13 protein-coding genes are annotated in these 16668 nt (G+C 74.3%); 2 read left to right on the top strand and 11 right to left on the bottom strand.

The window, feature by feature from the left end; translation table 11 throughout:
* Positions 1-25: 25 nt before the first annotated feature.
* From CRV15_RS21625 to CRV15_RS21610, 4 genes are all read right to left on the bottom strand, one after another.
* On the bottom strand, positions 26-517 hold the full coding sequence (locus CRV15_RS21625; protein ID WP_009995923.1) for a DUF5304 domain-containing protein: 492 nt from the start codon (positions 515-517) through the stop codon (positions 26-28).
* A 96-nt stretch (positions 518-613) separates the two neighbouring features.
* A complete protein-coding gene (locus tag CRV15_RS21620; protein ID WP_003958213.1) occupies positions 614-1879 on the bottom strand; it encodes an ArsA family ATPase in 1266 nt (421 codons plus the stop codon).
* The gene (locus tag CRV15_RS21615; protein WP_003958214.1) at positions 1879-2328 is read right to left on the bottom strand and encodes an SRPBCC family protein; all 450 of its coding nucleotides are present in this window, start codon (positions 2326-2328) and stop codon (positions 1879-1881) included. The genes CRV15_RS21620 and CRV15_RS21615 overlap by 1 nt, the downstream gene beginning before the upstream one ends.
* A 165-nt stretch (positions 2329-2493) precedes the next feature.
* A complete protein-coding gene (locus CRV15_RS21610) occupies positions 2494-3306 on the bottom strand; it encodes a metallophosphoesterase family protein (protein WP_003958215.1) in 813 nt (270 codons plus the stop codon).
* 407 nt (positions 3307-3713) lie between these two features.
* Here CRV15_RS21610 and CRV15_RS21605 point away from each other — a divergent pair, with 407 nt between their 5' ends.
* The gene (locus CRV15_RS21605) at positions 3714-5507 is read left to right on the top strand and encodes an AMP-dependent synthetase/ligase (protein WP_003958216.1); all 1794 of its coding nucleotides are present in this window, start codon (positions 3714-3716) and stop codon (positions 5505-5507) included.
* A gap of 45 nt (positions 5508-5552) precedes the next feature.
* Here the strand turns inward: CRV15_RS21605 and CRV15_RS21600 are convergent, their stop codons facing one another.
* The gene (locus CRV15_RS21600) at positions 5553-7190 is read right to left on the bottom strand and encodes a GMC oxidoreductase (RefSeq protein WP_003958217.1); all 1638 of its coding nucleotides are present in this window, start codon (positions 7188-7190) and stop codon (positions 5553-5555) included.
* Positions 7191-7352: 162 nt separating this feature from the next.
* Positions 7353-8495 carry a glycosyltransferase family 4 protein gene (locus CRV15_RS21595; protein ID WP_009995927.1) on the bottom strand — a complete coding sequence of 381 codons (1143 nt, stop codon included), beginning with the start codon at positions 8493-8495 and terminating at the stop codon, positions 7353-7355.
* A gap of 136 nt (positions 8496-8631) precedes the next feature.
* Between CRV15_RS21595 and CRV15_RS21590 the strand changes: the two genes are divergently transcribed.
* Positions 8632-9825 carry a glycosyltransferase 87 family protein gene (locus CRV15_RS21590; protein WP_003960209.1) on the top strand — a complete coding sequence of 398 codons (1194 nt, stop codon included), beginning with the start codon at positions 8632-8634 and terminating at the stop codon, positions 9823-9825.
* A gap of 644 nt (positions 9826-10469) precedes the next feature.
* On the opposite strand, the gene CRV15_RS21580 is transcribed toward CRV15_RS21590, so the two are convergent.
* The 5 genes from CRV15_RS21580 to CRV15_RS21560 form a co-directional block, all read right to left on the bottom strand.
* Positions 10470-11705, bottom strand: coding sequence for a Cif family virulence factor (locus CRV15_RS21580; RefSeq protein ID WP_003960210.1), 1236 nt, complete (start codon positions 11703-11705; stop codon positions 10470-10472).
* 151 nt (positions 11706-11856) lie between these two features.
* Positions 11857-12873, bottom strand: a complete 1017-nt coding sequence (locus tag CRV15_RS21575) for a C40 family peptidase (RefSeq protein ID WP_009995933.1) — start codon at positions 12871-12873, stop codon at positions 11857-11859.
* 342 nt (positions 12874-13215) lie between these two features.
* Positions 13216-14301, bottom strand: coding sequence for a C40 family peptidase (locus tag CRV15_RS21570; protein ID WP_003960212.1), 1086 nt, complete (start codon positions 14299-14301; stop codon positions 13216-13218).
* Positions 14302-14685: 384 nt separating this feature from the next.
* Entirely contained in the window at positions 14686-16047 is a 1362-nt protein-coding gene (locus CRV15_RS21565) for an NYN domain-containing protein (RefSeq protein WP_003960213.1), read from the bottom strand.
* A 34-nt stretch (positions 16048-16081) separates the two neighbouring features.
* Complete coding sequence (locus CRV15_RS21560) at positions 16082-16324, bottom strand: hypothetical protein (protein ID WP_009995936.1); 243 nt, start codon at positions 16322-16324, stop codon at positions 16082-16084.
* Positions 16325-16668 lie beyond the last annotated feature (344 nt).

Genomic DNA, 16668 nt, shown 5'->3' with positions numbered 1-16668 from the left:
GGGCCGGGCCCGCGACCGGGGCGGATCAGTCGAGGTCGATCTGCTCGCCGGGGCCGGGGTCCTGGTCGCGCCGCTCGGTGCGCGGGGGCCGCTCGGTGGAGGCGTCGTCGCCGTCGGTGCCGCTCCCGGAGGGGCGCCCGGCGTCGGAGGGGCGCTGGGTCCAGCGGCTCTCCTGGCCCGCGACGGCGGAGCGATAGGCGGCGAGCAGCTCCCCGCCCGCGGCGGCGAGGTGGTCGAAGACCTGGGGGTTGCGCTCGATGACCGGCTCCACCGCCGATTTCGCCTGCTGGACGAAGTGGGAGACGGCGCTCTGCGCGGCCATCCCGGGCAGTGAGCCCTGGAACTCGGAGACCTTGTCGGCGACCGCCCCGAACAGCTTGCGCAGCTCGTCGGCGGCCGAGCCCGGCGGCGGACCGTACCGGTCCCGGCGGCGGGCCTGCTCGGCCTTGAGGTCCTCGGCGCACGCCTCGGCCCAGGGGTCCGTGCCTGCCTCCGGCCGCTCGGTGGCGTCACTCATGGCGTACTCCTGCACTCGGGGCTCTCGTACCGTCGACGGTACCCGAACGGACGCGGCCCGTTCGGCGCCCCTGGCCGGAGTCGGCCGCACCGGGGGTCAGGAGGTACGCGGCCACAGCTCCGGGTCGGGGGTGAAGCGGACGGTCAGCGTCCCGTCGGTGAGCGCGGCGCCCGAGACGGTGCAGCGGCGCAGGGCGGACGGCAGGGGAACGATCCTGCGGAACCGTCCGGCGCGCAGCAGCAGTTCATCGCCCCGGCGGACCAGGCCGAAGTCCTTCTTGTCGGCGCCGGGCAGCTCGAAGGTCCATACGAGGGTGCCGTCCTCGGCCCTGCGGTCCACCACGGCGGACGGGCCGGGCGGGGCGGGTTCCGGCACCGGCCCTGCGGTCGGCGCGGCGGAGCCGGGACCGCTGAGCGCGGCGGCGAGGAGCGCCAGGTCCTCGGCGTCCCGGGGGTCGCGCCCCAGGTGCGGAACCTCCCGTACCGCCGTCCCCGGCGCCCCGTCCCCGTTCCGCTCCTGCCACTCCTGCCACTCCTGTACGGCCTTCTCCTGCTGGGCGGCGAGCGCCGCGAGCCAGGTGTCGGCGGAGTGGCGGGGCAGGACGCGGTTGGCGATCAGCGCGTCGGTCCGCAGCCCGTGGAGGGCGAGTCCGGTACGGGCGGCGCGCAGGGCGTCGGTGGCGGTGGGGCCCGGTTCGGCGACGATCCGCAGCAGGGTCCCCGGGGAGTCGATCGTCTCCTGGACGGCGGCCAGCTCGCGGTCCCAGCGGGCGGCCGTCTCGTACAGCCACCGCGCGGGCATCGGGACCCCGGCGAGCTGGGCGAGGACGGGGCGCAGCGCGCGGGCGGCCTGGCGCTCCGGTGGCAGCAGTCGGCGCAGATAGCGGCGCAGCCGCTCGGGCAGGGCGAGCAGGTCGACGGCCTCGGGCAGCGGGGGCAGATCGGCGACGACGAGCCCCCAGTCGCCCCGTTCCGCCTCGGTCACGGCCCTGAGCAGGGCGAACTGCGCACTGCCGGGGAGTTCGACGATCTCTTCCCCGGCGAGGGGGACGGCGCCGAGGAGGTCGAGCACGGCGGTCGCGCGCTCTTGGAGGGCCAGGAACTCGTCCCGGAGGGCGGCGGTGGGGTCGATCCGGGCGGCCCACAGGTCCGCGGCGGCACCGGCCCCGGCACCGGCGGGCGCGACGGCGGGAGCCCCGGTGATCCGCCGCGGTTCGGTCCCGAGCGGGGTGCCGAGCAGGGTGTCCCGGTCGGCGGTGAGCAGCAGCACCCGCCGGCCGTCGCCCGCCGCCGCGAGCGCGGTCGCGGCGGCGACGGTGGTACGGCCCGCGCCGCCGAGTCCGGTGACGAGGACCGTGCGCATCAGGCCGCGGGGCCGTTCTCGACGCGCTTCTTCAGTCCGTCGAGGGCGCGGTCGATGATGACCTTCTCGGCCTTGCGCTTGATCATCCCGAGCATGGGGATCTTGACGTCGACGGTGAGGGTGTAGGTGACCTCGGTCCGGTCCCCGCCGCCGACGGGGGCGAGGGTGTACGAACCGTCCAGGGCGCGGAGCATCTGCGACTTCACCAGGGTCCAGCTGACCGTGTCCGCGCCCTCCCAGGAGTAGGCGAGGGTGTGGTCGTCCTTGATCGCCCCGGCGTCCAGGACCAGGCGGACCTGCTCGGCGCGGCCCTGCTCGTCCCGGGAGAGCACCTCGGCCTGCTTGACCTCGCCGGTCCACTCCGGGTAGCGGTCGAAGTCGGAGATCACTCCCATGACGTCGGCCGGTGCCGCCTCGATGGTGATGCTTGAGCTGGTGTGTTCCGCCATCGCTGCGGCTCCTCAAACAGTGCGGTACGGACTGCGGGGTACGGACCGGGTGATTGTGTGGTGTGCAGGCTATCGCGCTCCGCCGGCTCGCCCCGCCCAGGGCCGGAGTTCAGCGCGCGGGGGCGGCGGGGCGGTCCGGGGCCGCCCGGCGGAGGGTCCGGGCGCTCACCACTGGAGGGTCCAGGGGCGGCCCGTGGAGGCGAAGTGGCCGACGTTCACGCACTCGGTGGCGCCGATCCGCATCCGGGCGGCGAGCGGCTGGTGGACATGGCCGAAGAGGGCGTACCGGGGCCGGGTGCGGCGGATCGCGTCGAGCAGGGCGCGGCTGCCGCGCTCGAAGCGGCGGGCGACGGTGTCGTAGACGAGTTCGGGCACGTCCGGCGGGATGTGCGAGCAGAGGACGTCGACCTCGCCGATGGCCTCGACCTTGGCGGCGTACTCCTCCTCGGAGATCTCGTACGGGGTCCGTGAGGGCGAGTGCAGCCCGCCGCCGACGAAGCCGAAGACCCGGCCGCCGATGACGGCGCGCTCCCCGTCGAGGACGGTGGTGCCCTCCCGCGCGTACTCGGGCCACAGGGCGGGGATGTCGACGTTCCCGTAGGTGGCGTAGGTCGGCGCGGGGAAGGCGGCGAACAGCTCGGCGTACTGCTTGCGCACGGCCGACTCGATGGCGGTGTCCCGGTCCAGGCCCAGCTCGCTCCAGAGCCGCCGCCCCAGCTCGCGGGCCTCGGCGAAGCGGCGGGCGGTGCGCAGCTCCACGATCCGGTCGGCGTTCTCGACGCCGAAGAGTTCGGGGAAGATGCCGCGGGAGTGGTCGGCGTAGTCCAGGAAGAGCACCAGGTCGCCGAGGCAGATCAGGGCGTCGGCGCCCTCCTTGGCCCGGGCGAGGTCCCGCACGTTCCCATGGACGTCGCTGACCACGTTGATCCGGGTGACGCCTGCTGCGGTGGGTGTGTCCGCTGTGGTTCTGCCTCGCATGACGGTCACCCTAGGGCGCCGTCCCGGCGGGGGACAGGGGGTCTCGCGGCGGCCGGGCCCAGCGCCGGCGGTCATTCCCTTTTATCAGCCCTCATCAGCCTTTATCAGTCTGTTCGCCGAGTGCTCGGCGCTTCCGCCGCCCTGGTCCGGACCTGGCGGACGAATGGGGCCGGACCGGTCGTTCTTTCTCCGGACCGGGCGTGTGGACTACCCTGCGCGAAGTACTGTCATATACGTGTGACGCAACGAACATCTGGTCGGGACCCCCTATCGGAACTGAATACTGGTGGGTAACGTCCGGGCAGTCCTGTCGTGCTCAGCCCCCGGTGAGCACCTGCCCGACCGAGGACCGCAGCCGGTGCATCACACAGAGCCGTGGCGCCGGCGCCCGATGAGGAGCAGCAGTCTTGCGCGAGTTCAGCCTTCCGGCCCTGTATGAGGTCCCCACGGACGGCAACCTGACGGACCTGATCCGCCGCAACGCCTCCCAGCATCCCGATGTCGCGGTCATGGGCAGAAAGGTCGGGGACTCCTGGACCGACGTCACCTCGACGCAGTTCCTCGCGGAGGTGCTCGCGGCGGCCAAGGGCCTGATCGCGGCCGGGATCGAGCCCGGCGACCGGGTGGCCCTGATGTCCCGTACCCGTTATGAGTGGGTCCTGCTGGACTTCGCCATCTGGAGCGCGGGCGGGGTGACCGTCCCCGTGTACGAGACCAGCTCGGCCGAGCAAGTCTCGTGGATTCTCTCCGACTCGGGCGCGGTCGCCGCGATCGTGGAGAACGGGGCCCACGCGGCGGCCGTGGAGTCGGTCCGGGACCGGCTGCCCGCGCTGCGCGAGCTGTGGCAGATCGAGGCGGGCGCGCTGGACGCGCTGGTGGCGGCCGGGGCGGAGATCTCCGACGCGACGCTGGACGAGCGCAGCGCGAGCGCCAGGGCGGACGACCCGGCGACCATCGTCTACACCTCCGGGACCACGGGCCGCCCCAAGGGCTGTGTGCTGACCCACCGCAACTTCTTCGCGGAGTGCGGCAACGCGGTCGAGCGGCTGAAGCCCCTGTTCCGTACGGGCGAGTGCTCGGTGCTGCTCTTCCTGCCCGCCGCGCATGTCTTCGGACGGCTGGTCGAGGTGGGCGCGATCATGGCCCCGATCAAGCTGGGCTGTGTCCCCGACATCCGCAATCTCACCGAGGATCTGGCCGGATTCCAGCCCACGCTGGTGCTCGGTGTGCCCAGGGTCTTCGAGAAGGTCTACAACGGCGCCCGGGCGAAGGCCCAGGCCGACGGCAAGGGCAGGATCTTCGACAAGGCGGCGAAGACCGCGATCGACTGGAGCCGGGCGCTGGACACCGCGCGCGGCCCCTCGCTGGGGCTCCGGCTCAAGCACACCGTCTTCGACGCCCTCGTCTACGGCAAGCTGCGGACGGCGCTCGGCGGCCGGATCGAGCACGCGATCTCCGGCGGCGCCCCGCTGGGCGAGCGGCTCGGGCACTTCTTCCGGGGGGTCGGGCTCACCGTCCTGGAGGGGTACGGGCTGACCGAGTCCTGCGGCGCGACCGCGTTCAACCCCCCGGACCGGCAGAAGATCGGCACCGTGGGGCAGCCGCTGCCGGGGTCCGTGGTGCGGATCTCGGACGACGGGGAGGTGCTGCTCCACGGCGAGCATCTGTTCTCGGGGTACTGGAACAACCCGGAGGCGACCGCCGAGGCGCTGGCCGACGGCTGGTTCCGCACCGGGGACATCGGCGCCCTGGACGAGGACGGCTATCTGGCGATCACCGGCCGGAAGAAGGAGATCCTGGTCACCGCGGGCGGCAAGAACGTCGCCCCGGCGGTGATCGAGGACCGTATCCGGGCGCACGCGCTGGTCGCGGAGTGCATGGTGGTCGGCGACGGACGGCCCTTCGTGGGTGCGCTGATCACCCTGGACGAGGAGTTCCTGGGCCGCTGGGCGGCGGAGCGCGGCCGGACGGGCGGGACGGCCGCGGCGCTGCGCGAGGACCCCGAACTGCTGGCGGAGATCCAGCGGGCGGTGGACGACGGCAACGCGGCGGTGTCGAAGGCCGAGTCGGTGCGGAAGTTCCGGGTGCTGCCGGGGCAGTTCACGGAGGAGGCCGGCCACATCACGCCCTCGCTGAAGCTCAAGCGCAATGTGGTGGCCAAGGACTTCGCCGACGAGATCGAGGCGATCTACCGGGGGTGACCCGCCCCGTCGGCGGGCCCGCCGGGGCTCCGGCGACGGCCGGGGTCACCCGAGGATGTCCTCCTGGACGATCCGTTCCATATTGCGCTCGGCGAGCGCGGTGATGGTGACGAAGGGGTTGACCCCGATCGAGCCGGGCACGAGGGAGCCGTCGACGACATACAGCCCCGGGTGCCCCTTGGCCCGGCCGTAGCCGTCGGTGGCCCGGCCCAGCACACAGCCGCCGAGCGGGTGGTACGTGAAGTCGTCGGCGAACTTCCGGTTGCCGCCGAAGAGGTCGTAGCGGTGGATCGTCCCGTTGGCCCGGTTGATCCGGTCGAAGAGGGAGCGGGCGGCGGCGACGGACGGTTCGTTCTGGTCCCGGGTCCAGCGCAGCCGGGCGGAGTCGGTGGCGGCGTCGTAGGTGAAGTGGCCGCGCTCCGGGTTCTTGGTGATGGCCAGATAGAGGCTGATCCAGTGTTCGAGGCCCATCGGCAGCGGGGCTATCTCCGCGAAGACGGGGTGGGTGGGGTTGTTCCAGTCGTCGATGCCCAGCACCGGCATGGTGGACTGCTGCGCGCCGACGGTGTCCCAGAGGTGGTTGGCGCGGGCCGTCATCACATTGCCGTTGTGGCCCCAGCCGCGGCCGACCTCGGGGTCGAGGTCGGGCAGCGCCCCGGTCTCCCGGGCCCGCAGCAGGAGTTCGGTGGTGCCGAGGCTGCCCGCGCCGAGGAAGAGCCGGCCGGTGGTGATCTCGTCCACGGCGGTGACCCGGCCGGAGAGGTCCAGCCGCTCCACGGTGAGGACGTATCCCCCGGCGCCTCCCGTGCCCCCGGTGTTCGCGGGGCGGAGGGCACGCACCCGGCTCATGGTCTCGACGGTCACCCGGCCGGTGGCGAGCGCGGCGGCCAGATAGGTGCGGTCGAGGCTGCGCTTGCCGTGGTTGTTGCCGTAGATGACCTCGCCCGCCAGCGCCGACCTGGGCACCTCGCCCGCCGCCTCGCGCCGCATGTAGTCGAAGTCGTAGACGTTGGGGACGAAGACGGTGCCGAGGCCCGCGCGGGCGGCGTGGGTGCGGGAGACCCGGGAGAAGCGGTACCAGGGGGTGGACTCGAACCAGCTCCGGTCGACCTCGTTCACCCCCAGCATCCGGCGGGCGCGCGGGAAGTAGGTGCCGTACATCGCTTCGGCGTCGACCCCGGGGAGCACCTCGGAGAAGTACGGGCGGGGCGGTGTGACCGCCATACCGCCGTTGACGAGGGAGCCGCCCCCGACACCCCGACCCACATAGACGGACATGTCACCGTAGTTGACCCGGTCCAGAACGCCCGGGTACGGGTCGATGCGGCGGTTGACCACATCGAGCCAGAGGAAGGTCGAGAGCGGGGCCTCGGTCCGGGTGCGGAACCACATGGAACGGCGGTCCGGGGTGATGGTGGGACAGAAGACCTTGCCGTCGGGGCCCGCCGTGTCCCAGAGCCGGCCCATCTCCAGGACCAGGGTCGGGACACCCGCGAGGCCCAGCCGCAGCGCGGCGACCGCCGCGCCGTAGCCGGAGCCGATGACGACGGCGGGGGCGTGCGGCGCGGCGGGCGGCTCCACGGCGTGGGCCGAGGAGAGGCCGACCCGGGTGAAGCCGAGCACGGCGGCGGTCTGGAGGGCTGCTGCGCCCATGAGTTGACGTCGCGTCAGATGTGGGGTCATATGCTGATCATCAACGAGAACCGGCCGTATGCCCAGGGCCATCACGGCATACGGTTGGATTTCCGTCAATAAATCGCGGTACGCGGCCCGGCCCGACCCGGTGCCGACCGGCGGAAGCGGCGGGCGGCGGGCGGCGGGCCAGGGTCGGGGGCGGGCCCCGGGTCAGAGCAGCTCGCGCAGCGTCCCCGCCAGCAGGTCCCAGCGCCACTTCTCCTCGACCCAGCGCCGCCCCCGCTCCCCCATCCGGCGCCGCAGCTCGGGGTCCTGGAGCAGGGCCACGATCCGGTCGGCCGACTCCTCGGGGGAACCGCCCCGGACCACCCAGCCCGTCTCGCCGTCGAGGACCGCGTCCGGGGCGCCGCCGGAGTCGCCCGCGACGACCGGGAGCCCGGTGGCGGACGCCTCCAGATAGACGATCCCGAGCCCTTCGACGTCGAGACCGCCCCGGCGGGTGCGGCAGGGCATGGCGAAGACGTCGCCCGCGCCGTAGTGGGCGGGCAGCTCCGCCCAGGGGACCGCGCCGGTGAAGCGGACGGACGCGGCGACGCCGGTGTTGTCGGCGAGGGCGCGCAGCTCCTTCTCGTACGGCCCGCCGCCGACGATCAGCAGGACGGTGTCCGGGACCTTCGCCAGGATGGCGGGCAGGGCCCGGATCAGGGTGTCCTGGCCCTTGCGCGGCACCAGCCGGGAGACGCAGACCACCACCGGACGGTCGCTGAGCCCGAGCCGCTCACGGACGAGCGCGCCGCCGGAGCCGGGGTGGAAGGTCTTCTCGTCCACGCCCGGCGGGAGCTGGACCATCCGGGCGGCGGCCTGCGGGGTGAGGGCGGCGGCGATCCGGGAACGGGTGTACTCGCCGAGATAGGTGATCGTGTCCGTGCCCTCCCCGATCCGGCGCAGCGTCCCGCGCGCCGCCGGGAGCTGGGCCCAGCCCGCCTCGTGCCCGTGCGAGGTCGCGACCAGTCTGCGGGCACCGGCCCGGCGCAGCGCCGGGGCCATCAGCCCGAGGGGGGCCGCCGCGCCGAACCAGACCGACTCGCAGCCGTGCTCCCGCAGCAGTCCGGCGGCGCGGCGGGTGACCCGGGGCGTGGGCAGCAGCATCGTCGTGCGGTCGCGGACGACGGTGAAGGGCTGCTCCGCGTCGAACGCGGCGGTCGCCTCCCGGCCCTCACGGCCGTGCTTCCAGGTGGAGGCGTAGACGACGAGCCGGTCCGGGTCCAGGCGCAGCGCCATGTTGTGCAGAAAAGCCTGGATGCCACCGGGGCGGGGCGGGAAGTCGTTGGTCACGATCAGGGTCTTGTGCATCGTTCGCCGACAGTACCGAAGTCCGGACGGGGCGCCGAACGGACCCGTCCGGGGGGATGTCCTCCAGTCGCGGGGCGGGGACGCGGACGGCATCATGAGTGCCGAAACGGGGTGAAACGGCGGGATTTGGTCGGTCATGAGAGGCGTGCTCGGCTCCACCGGGCTCACGGTGTGGATTCTCAGCAGGGCGGTACTGCTGGCGTGCGTCTTCGGGGTGGTCGACTTCCCGGGGCCGGACGTGACCGCCGATGTCTCGGTGATCTACCGGGGGTGGTACGAGACCCTGCGCTCCGGTTCCTTCCCGGTCGGCGACGTGACCTGGCAGTACCCGCCGGGCGCCGGGCCGGTGCTGCTCGCCCCCGCCGTCCTGCCGTTCCTGGACTACGCGGCGGCCTTCTTCGTTCTGGTGTTCCTGTGCGACGGGGTGGTCCAGGCGCTGCTGGGGTACGCGGGACGGCGGCCCGGCGGGTCCGTGCGCGGTGTGTGGGTGTGGGTCGTGGGCGTGCCGCTGCTCGGGCCGACCGCGTACGCCCGGTACGACCTGATGGTCACGGCGGTCGCGGTGGCCGCGCTGGTGCTCGGCGCGGGACGGCCGCGGGTGCTGGGGGCGCTGGCGGGGCTCGGGGCGCTGCTCAAGGTCTGGCCGCTGCTGTTGCTGACGGGGGTGGAACGGGGACGGGCCACCCGCCTGGCCCTCGGCGCGGCGGCGGCCGTCGCGGCGGGGGTGGCGCTGCCGCTGCTGGCGCTGCCCGGGGGCTGGGCCTTCCTGACGGCGCAGCGCGACCGAGGGACGGAGATCGAGTCGCTGGGCGGGCTCGTCTTCCACGGGGCGCGGTATCTCGGCTGGGACGGGCGGGTACTGCTGCACTACGGCTCGGTCGAGTTCCTGGGCCCCGGTGTGCCGCTGGTGTCGGCCCTGGCGCTGGGCCTCGCGGGGGCGGCGCTCGGCTGGCTGCTGCTGTGGCGGCGGCGGGCGCGGGCGTGGCCGGTGGAGGACGCGGCCTTCGCCGCGGTGCTGCTCTTCACGACGACCAGCCGGGTGATCAGCCCGCAGTACATGCTGTGGCTGGTCGGGCTGGCCGCGATGTGTCTGTGCGCCGGGGCGAGCCGGATGGGCCGCGCGGCGGGGCTCGTCCTCGTCGCGACGGGCGTGACGGTGCTGGAGTTCCCCGTCTTCTTCGCGGAGGTCACCGCGAGTACGCCCTGGGGGGTCGGTCTGCTGTTCCTGCGGAACGGGCTGCTCGTCGCGGCGACGCTGTACGCGGCGGGCGCGCTGCGGCGCGCCGGAGCGGAGTCCCGCGCCCCGCGCACCGCCGTCGGCCGAGCATGACGGCGCACGAACATCGGCCGGGCCGCCCGGCCCCGCCGACGCGGCGGAACGGGAAGGCCGAACCGTCGACCCTCCCGCAGCCCTACGGCACCACAGAGTTCGGCACCGCCGGACACCACCGTCACGGCCCCCGCCGACGCGGCGGGAAGAGAAGGGCACGCCCCCTCTCACACCCGCGCCGCCCCACGAGGTGCGGGCATCGGCCAAGCCCGCCCGGCACCGCCGAACACCACCATCATCGACCCCGCCGTCGCGGCGGAACGGGAAGGCCGAACCGTCGGCCCTCCCGCAGCCCTACGGCACCACAGAGTTTGGCACCGCCGGACACCGCCATCACAGCCCCCGCCATCGCGGCGGGAAGAGAAGGGCCCGCCCCCTCTCACACCCGCGCCGCCCCACGAGGTGCGGGCATCGGCCAGGCCCGCTCGGCACCGCCGAACACCACCGTCGCGGCCCCCGCCGACGCGGCGGGAAGAGAAGGGCACGCCCCCTCTCACACCCGCACCACTGCGGCCAAGCCCACCCGGCACCGCCGGACACCACCATCATCGACCCCGCCGACGCGGCGGAAAAAGGGCCCGCCCCCTCTCACGCCCGCGCCGTCGCGGCGCGGCGGGGTGGGCCGCCCTCCTCGGGGCTCGCGGTCAGGCGGTGAGGCGCGTGGTGAGGTAGGTGCGCCAGGTGGTGGTGAAGGTGGTGGGGGTGGTGGCGAGGACGTGGGAGAGGGCCGTGGGGAGGGGGGTGCGGGCGGATTCGCGGTAGAGGGCGAGCAGTTTGTCCGTGCCCCAGCGTTCGGTGATCAGTTCGCACGCGAGCCAGCCCCCCTCGTACGCCCGCGCGAGCGCATCCGCGTCGCCCGTGAAGGAGAAGTCCTCGTTCGCGGGCAGCTCCCCCGGCACCTCGCCCCGCAGCACCGCGCTCCGCAGCTCGGGGGCGATCCGGCCCGCCGGGCGTCCGCTGGCGCGGTAGGCCACCCAGTCGGCGAAGCCCTCGGAGAGCCACATCGGCGTGGACGCCGACGTCTGCGCCCGGGTGGCGACATGCGTGGTCTCGTGCGTCAGCACGATCTCCTTGCCGAACTCGCCGAGCGCCCCGTACGCCTCCGGGTTGACGATCACCCGGTCCGCCGGGACCCCGCCCTGTTCGCCGGTCGCCCCCGTGGTGACGGCCGCGATCCCCCGGTAGCCCGCCGCGGGCGCCCCCAGCAGCGCGCCCATGTCGTCCAGCGAGGCGGGGACCAGGACGACGACCCGGCCCGCCCAGGGGGACGGCCAGGAGCGGGAGACGGCGGGCACCGAGCGGTCGGCGGTCCGGGCGATCGAGCGGAGCCGGTCCCTGCTCTGCCCGACGCCGAGCACCAGACTGTGGTCGCCCCGGACCGCCCGGACCTCGCCCTGGTCCCAGAGGTGTGCGGCCGCTCCGTCGGCCGGACGGTCCGCGGTGATCCGCCACCCTTCGCCGTGGCGGGCCAGCTCCAGCGTGCGGGCGGCGGTGACGGGGCCGGTGTCGTAGCCGTCGAACCGGAAGCCGAGTTCGGCCTCGGCGACGGCACCGCGCCCGCCGTCGCGCCGTTCGACCGTGCCGATCCGGTAGGTCCAGCCACCGAGCGGCACCTCCGCCAGCCCGCGGAACCGGCGCCGCTCCGCCTGCCGCAGCCCCGTGGCCCCCGGGGCCAGCACGGACAGATAGGCGGACTCGTCCCGGGCGAGCAGGGCCGCCGCCCGGGTGTCGAGCAGCCGCTGGATGTCGGCCGTCGCCGTGTCGGGCGGCGCGGGCGCGGCGCATCCGGGGAGGAGGGCCAGAGGCAGCACGGCCGCGGCGGCGAGCAGCCCCGCCGCCGTTCGTCGTCTCGCACGCGCCGCGCGCCGGTGAAGGGCCACCCTGCCGATCGTACGGAACGCCGTGCCCGCCGGGTGCCGCTCGCGGACGGTCCCCCCGTACGGGCTCCTCCGGGCCGACGGGCGCCGGACCCGCCCCCGTACCCCTGTACGGAAACCGGCGGCGGGTCCGTCACCGGCCGGGGTGATGCCGTCAGACCCGGGTCACGGCGGTGATGGGCATCATGCCCACGGGGTCGTACCGCACCGCCGCCCCCGGGTAGGGCGCGTGGAGGACCCGGCCGTTGCCCGCGTACAGGCCGATGTGGCTGGCGTCGGCCCGGTAGGTGATCAGGTCTCCGGGCTGGGCCTGGGAGAGCGGGACGGGGCGCCCGGCGAAGCGCTGGGCCTGGGAGGTGCGGGGCAGGGCCACGCCCGCCTGGGCGTAGGACCACTGGACGAGCCCGGAGCAGTCGAAACCGGCGGGCCCGGTGGCGCCCCAGATGTAGGGGCGGCCGAGCGCCCCCTGCGCGGCGCGCAGCGCGACCCCCGCCCTGCCGGACGCGGGGACCGCTCCGGGGAGGTCGGGCAGCTCGGTCCGCCCGCTGCGGGAGGCCCGGTCGTACGCGTCCCGTTCCGGCGCGGAGAGCGAGTTGAGGAGGGTGCGGGCGGCGGCGAGCTTCCGTTCGACCACCCGCTTGTTCCGGGCGAGGTCGCGCCGTCCGCGTTCCAGCTCGGCGAGGTCCCGTACGGCCTCGACGCGGGTCTGCCGCAGCTCGCGCTGGAGATGGCGGAGGTCGTGGAGCACGGAGTGCTGGCGTTCACCGAGCCGTTCCAGCATCTCCGCCCCGGCGAGATAACTCTCGGGGTCCGCGGAGAAGAGCAGGTCGAGGGTGGGGTCCATGCTGCCGGAGCGGTACTGCGCCATCGCGACCGCGCCCAGCGCCTGCCGCATCCGGTTGACGCGTTCCTGGCCGCGCGCCACGCCGTCCCGGGCGCGCGCCACCGCCGTGCGTAGCCGGGCGACCCGTTCGCCCGCCTCGTTGTAGCGCTCGGTGGCGCGCTCGGCGTCGGCGAACAGCCGGTCCACGGCGGCACGGGCGCTCCTCGGGGAGTCGCCCGGGTCCGCGCCCGCCGGGGTGGTCCCGAGGGCCACGGCGGCCGTGGCCGCGGCGGCGGACAGCACGGCGGCACGGTGGGTGGGCGGTGAGGGCCGTCGATGGGACGCCACGGATAGCGCTCCCTTCCGCGAGGACGAGGGGCCGGTCTGGTGCGCGGCAGACAGTAGCCGGGCGACCACGGAGCGGCCAAAGACCTCGGGGGGCACGCGCGACCGCGCCCCACCGGTGAGACCACAGGTCACCGGTGGGGCGCGGCATCAGGGCGCGGGACGCGAATTCGCCCGATCGGACGGCTGGTCGGACCGTCAGCCGACCGGTCGGAGCGTCGGCCGACCGGTCGGAGCGTCGGCCGGCCGGTCGGAGCGTCGGTCGGTCGACGGCGCGGGCGGGTCAGGCGGTAGGGGCGGGCGCGGGCGCGCCGCCGTACGGAGCGAACGCGGGGCGGTACCGCGTCAGACCCGCACCCCGAACTGGTACGGCATGTTGTCGATGGACTCGTACCGCACCACCGCGCCGGTGCGCGGGGAGTGCAGGATCTGGCCGTCGCCCGCGTAGAAGCCGACGTGGTGCAGATCGGAGTAGAAGAACACCAGGTCGCCGACGCGGAGATCGGCCTGCGAGCTGATCCGGGTGCCGATCTGGGCCTGCGCCTGGGAGGTGCGCGGGATGGCGACGTCGGCCTGGGCGAAGGCCCAGGAGGTGAAGCCGGAGCAGTCGAACGAGTTGGGGCCGGACGCGCCGTAGACATACGGCGATCCGATCTTGCTCTGGGCGGCGCCGTACGCGGACGAGACCCGGCCGGACGCGGGCTTGGCCGCCCCCGTCGGCCGACCGGCGCTCTCCCGTCCCGAGCTGTCCCCGCCGCTGCCCTTCGCGGCCAGCTCGGCCCGGGCCTGGGCGCGGTCGGCGCGCTCCTGCTCGACCCGCTTCAGCTCGGCCCGCTCCTGCGCGGTGAGGGTGTTGAGGAGCTGCTGCGCCTCGGCCAGCTTCCCCTGCACCTCGCGCTTCTTGGAACCCAGCTCCTTGCGGGTGTCGGCGAGGTCGCCCAGCTTCTCCTGGGCCTCCTCGCGCTGCTGGGCCAGGGTGCGCTGCTTGGCCTGGATGTCGCTGATCGCCTCGGTCTGCTTGGCGCCGAGCTGGTCCAGCGCGGACGCCTGGTCGAGGTAGTCGTCCGGGTCGGAGGAGAGGAAGAGCTGGAGCGCCGGGTCCATGCCGCCGGAGCGGTACTGGGCGCTGGCCACCGAACCGAGGGCGTCCCGCAGCTCGTTCAGCTCGTCCTGGCCGCGGGCGACCCGGTCCTGGAGCGCGTCGACCTGCTTCTGGAGCTTGCCCTGCTGCTCCTTGGCGCCGTTGAGCTTCTCGGTGGCGCGCTCGGCCTCCGTGTAGAGCTTGTCGACCTTCTCCTTGACCGCGTCCTTGCCGGGCTTGGGGTCGGCCTGGGCGGTCTGGGAGGTCAGGGCCACGGCGGCGGCAGCGGTCGCGGTGAGCACGGTGACCCGGGCGCGGCTCGGCTGCTTGGGACGACGGTGGGACGCCACGGAGGACGGCTCCTTCTTCCTCTGAGCCGCCTACCGGGGAGCCCGGTCCTTGCGGCTCCGGCTCCGCGCGCCCTCGCATCCCGCACTCGGCCGGTGTGCGCGCACGGACTCGGCGGCCCTTCGCTGCCATCCCGGATGGATGATCGACCGCGCGAAGGTTCGACGCCTGACCTTAGTGACGTTCTTGTGATCACTTCAAATCCCGCCGGGAAAAAATCCGGCCGGGAGACCATTCTTTACCCGCGCCCCACGGACAACGGCACTGCCGCCGCGAGGACTTCACTCCGCGTCCACCACAAGTCCACGATCGGCGACGGGCGCTGACGCGCGGTCGCACGGCCGGACGCGTCGTGCGGTCCGCCCCGGCGGCCCGGCGGCCGGGTCTCAGACCCTGGAGAGCCGTTTCAGCAGCATCACCGAGGCGACCGGCCGGGCCCCGGCCCTGGCCACCCCGTCGGCCACCTCGCGGTCGGTCGACACCACGACCACGGGCCGCCCGGGAGGCTCCGCCCGGACGAGCTGGCGGATCAGCTCGTCGGCGGTGACGCCCGGCTTCGAGAAGAGCACCCGCACCCCGCGCGGCGGGGCGAGCAGCACCGGGGCCGCCAGCTCCGCCCCGTCGAAGACACAGGTGATCTCCGCCCCGCTCTGCGCGGCCAGCACCGAGAGCCCGCCGAGGAGACGCAGTCGCTGCTTCTCCAGCGGCATGGTGGGGTAGCCGGTCTTGGTGACGTTGTAGCCGTCCACCACGAGATGGGTCTGCGGCAGCGCGAGAAGCTGGTCGAGGAGGGCCGGGTCGGTCTCCGAGAGCGCGCGGGCGGCGATGTCCTTGGGGGACATCCGGCCCGGCGCGACCGCGTCGACGGTGTCGGCCGGATGTATGGAGGCCGGTGGCAGCGCCAGTTCGCGGCGGAGGCCCTGGGCGGACTCCAGCACGGTGTCGAGCAGCAGCCGCAGCCGCATGTCCTCGACGGAGCGCCCCTCGCGGGCGGCCCTGCGCCCGGCCTCCACGGCGGCCTCCGCCTCGCCGAGGCGGGCCTTGAGCCGGCGGTTCTCGCTCTCCGCCGCGGAGAGCTGGGCCGCGCCCTCGGCCCGGACGGTGTCGACCTCGGCCAGGGCCCGGCGCAGGGCCGCCTCGCCGCGCTTGAGGTCGCTCTGGGCGCCGCGCATCCTGCGGCGCAGCGCCTCGGCCTCCTTGCGGACGGTGTCCAGCTCGCCGCGGAGCCGCTCGGTCTCGCCCCGGGCGTGGTCACGGGCCTCGGCCAGCTCCTCGCGCAGCCGCTCCAGCTCGCGCCGCCCGGCCTCGTCGGCGCGCTCGGCGTCGGCGCGCTCGGCCTCCTCGCCCGCGGCCTCCACCAGCTTCACCCAGCCCGGCGGGCGGAGCACATAGGCGGTGGCGGCGACGTCGAGGGGGTCGGCGGCGGCGGGCGGCGCCCCGGCGACCAGCGCGGAGCACAGCTCGGGCTGGGTCCGGGACAGCCGCTCGCCGATGCGCTGCCGGAAGACGGGGTCGCTCTCCAGCGCGGCGGCCATGGCGTTGCCCGCGAACCGGGCGCGCCGGGAGGGGGTGAAACGGGCGTACTGCCGGAGCTGGGCGGGCAGCTCCGGGACGGTGAGCCCGCCGAAGGCGTCCGCGACCAGCGCGACGACCCTGCGCCGTACGCCGTCCGGCAACGGCCGGTCGAGCGCCTCCGCGGCGTCCCCGGCCCCTCCGGCCGGCTCCACGCCGCTGTCGGCCTGCTCCACGATCCGTCACCCCACTACCCTGTGGCCGGCTCCGTCAGGAGTCCGTATCCGGCCTGTCCACCAATTCGATCTTGTCCTGTGCGTTGCACCAGCGACAGCGCACGGACTCGATGGTCTCACTGAGCACCTGGCGCTCCTCGACCCTGGGTTCCCCCGCGAGGTCCAGATGGACGTACTCGACGACCCGGGAGGAGCGGGTGACGTCGAATCGGGTGAGGTTGCCGCAGAGCGTGCAGCGCCAGCGGGTCTCGGTCGTCGGTGTCGGGACCGTCGTCATCAGTGCCGTCCTCTTTCCTTCGCCCAGCCCGCCGCCCGGTCTGTACGGCGTCTGCGGCCCGTGCCGTCCGTACGGCCGTGCCCGGCCCGGTGCGCCCCGGTGCATCCCGGTACGTCCCGTGCGGGGCGCGACGGGCGCGCCCCGGGTCGGATGGGCCCGGGTACGCCCGGTGTGCCCCACCCGTCCGATACGCCGATCGGACCACGCGGTACGCCTGTACGCCTGGTGCGTCTGGTGCGTTCTCTGGTGTGTCCTACGCTCCTCCGCGCCACCGCCGTACGCCGGCTCTCGCCGGGCGCACGGCCGCCGCGCGGGGTGCGGGGTCCGCGGTGCGCCGTCGAACT

This window comes from Streptomyces clavuligerus, assembly GCF_005519465.1.
Lineage (GTDB): Bacteria > Actinomycetota > Actinomycetes > Streptomycetales > Streptomycetaceae > Streptomyces > Streptomyces clavuligerus.
This window is presented reverse-complemented; position numbering and strand designations above follow the sequence as displayed.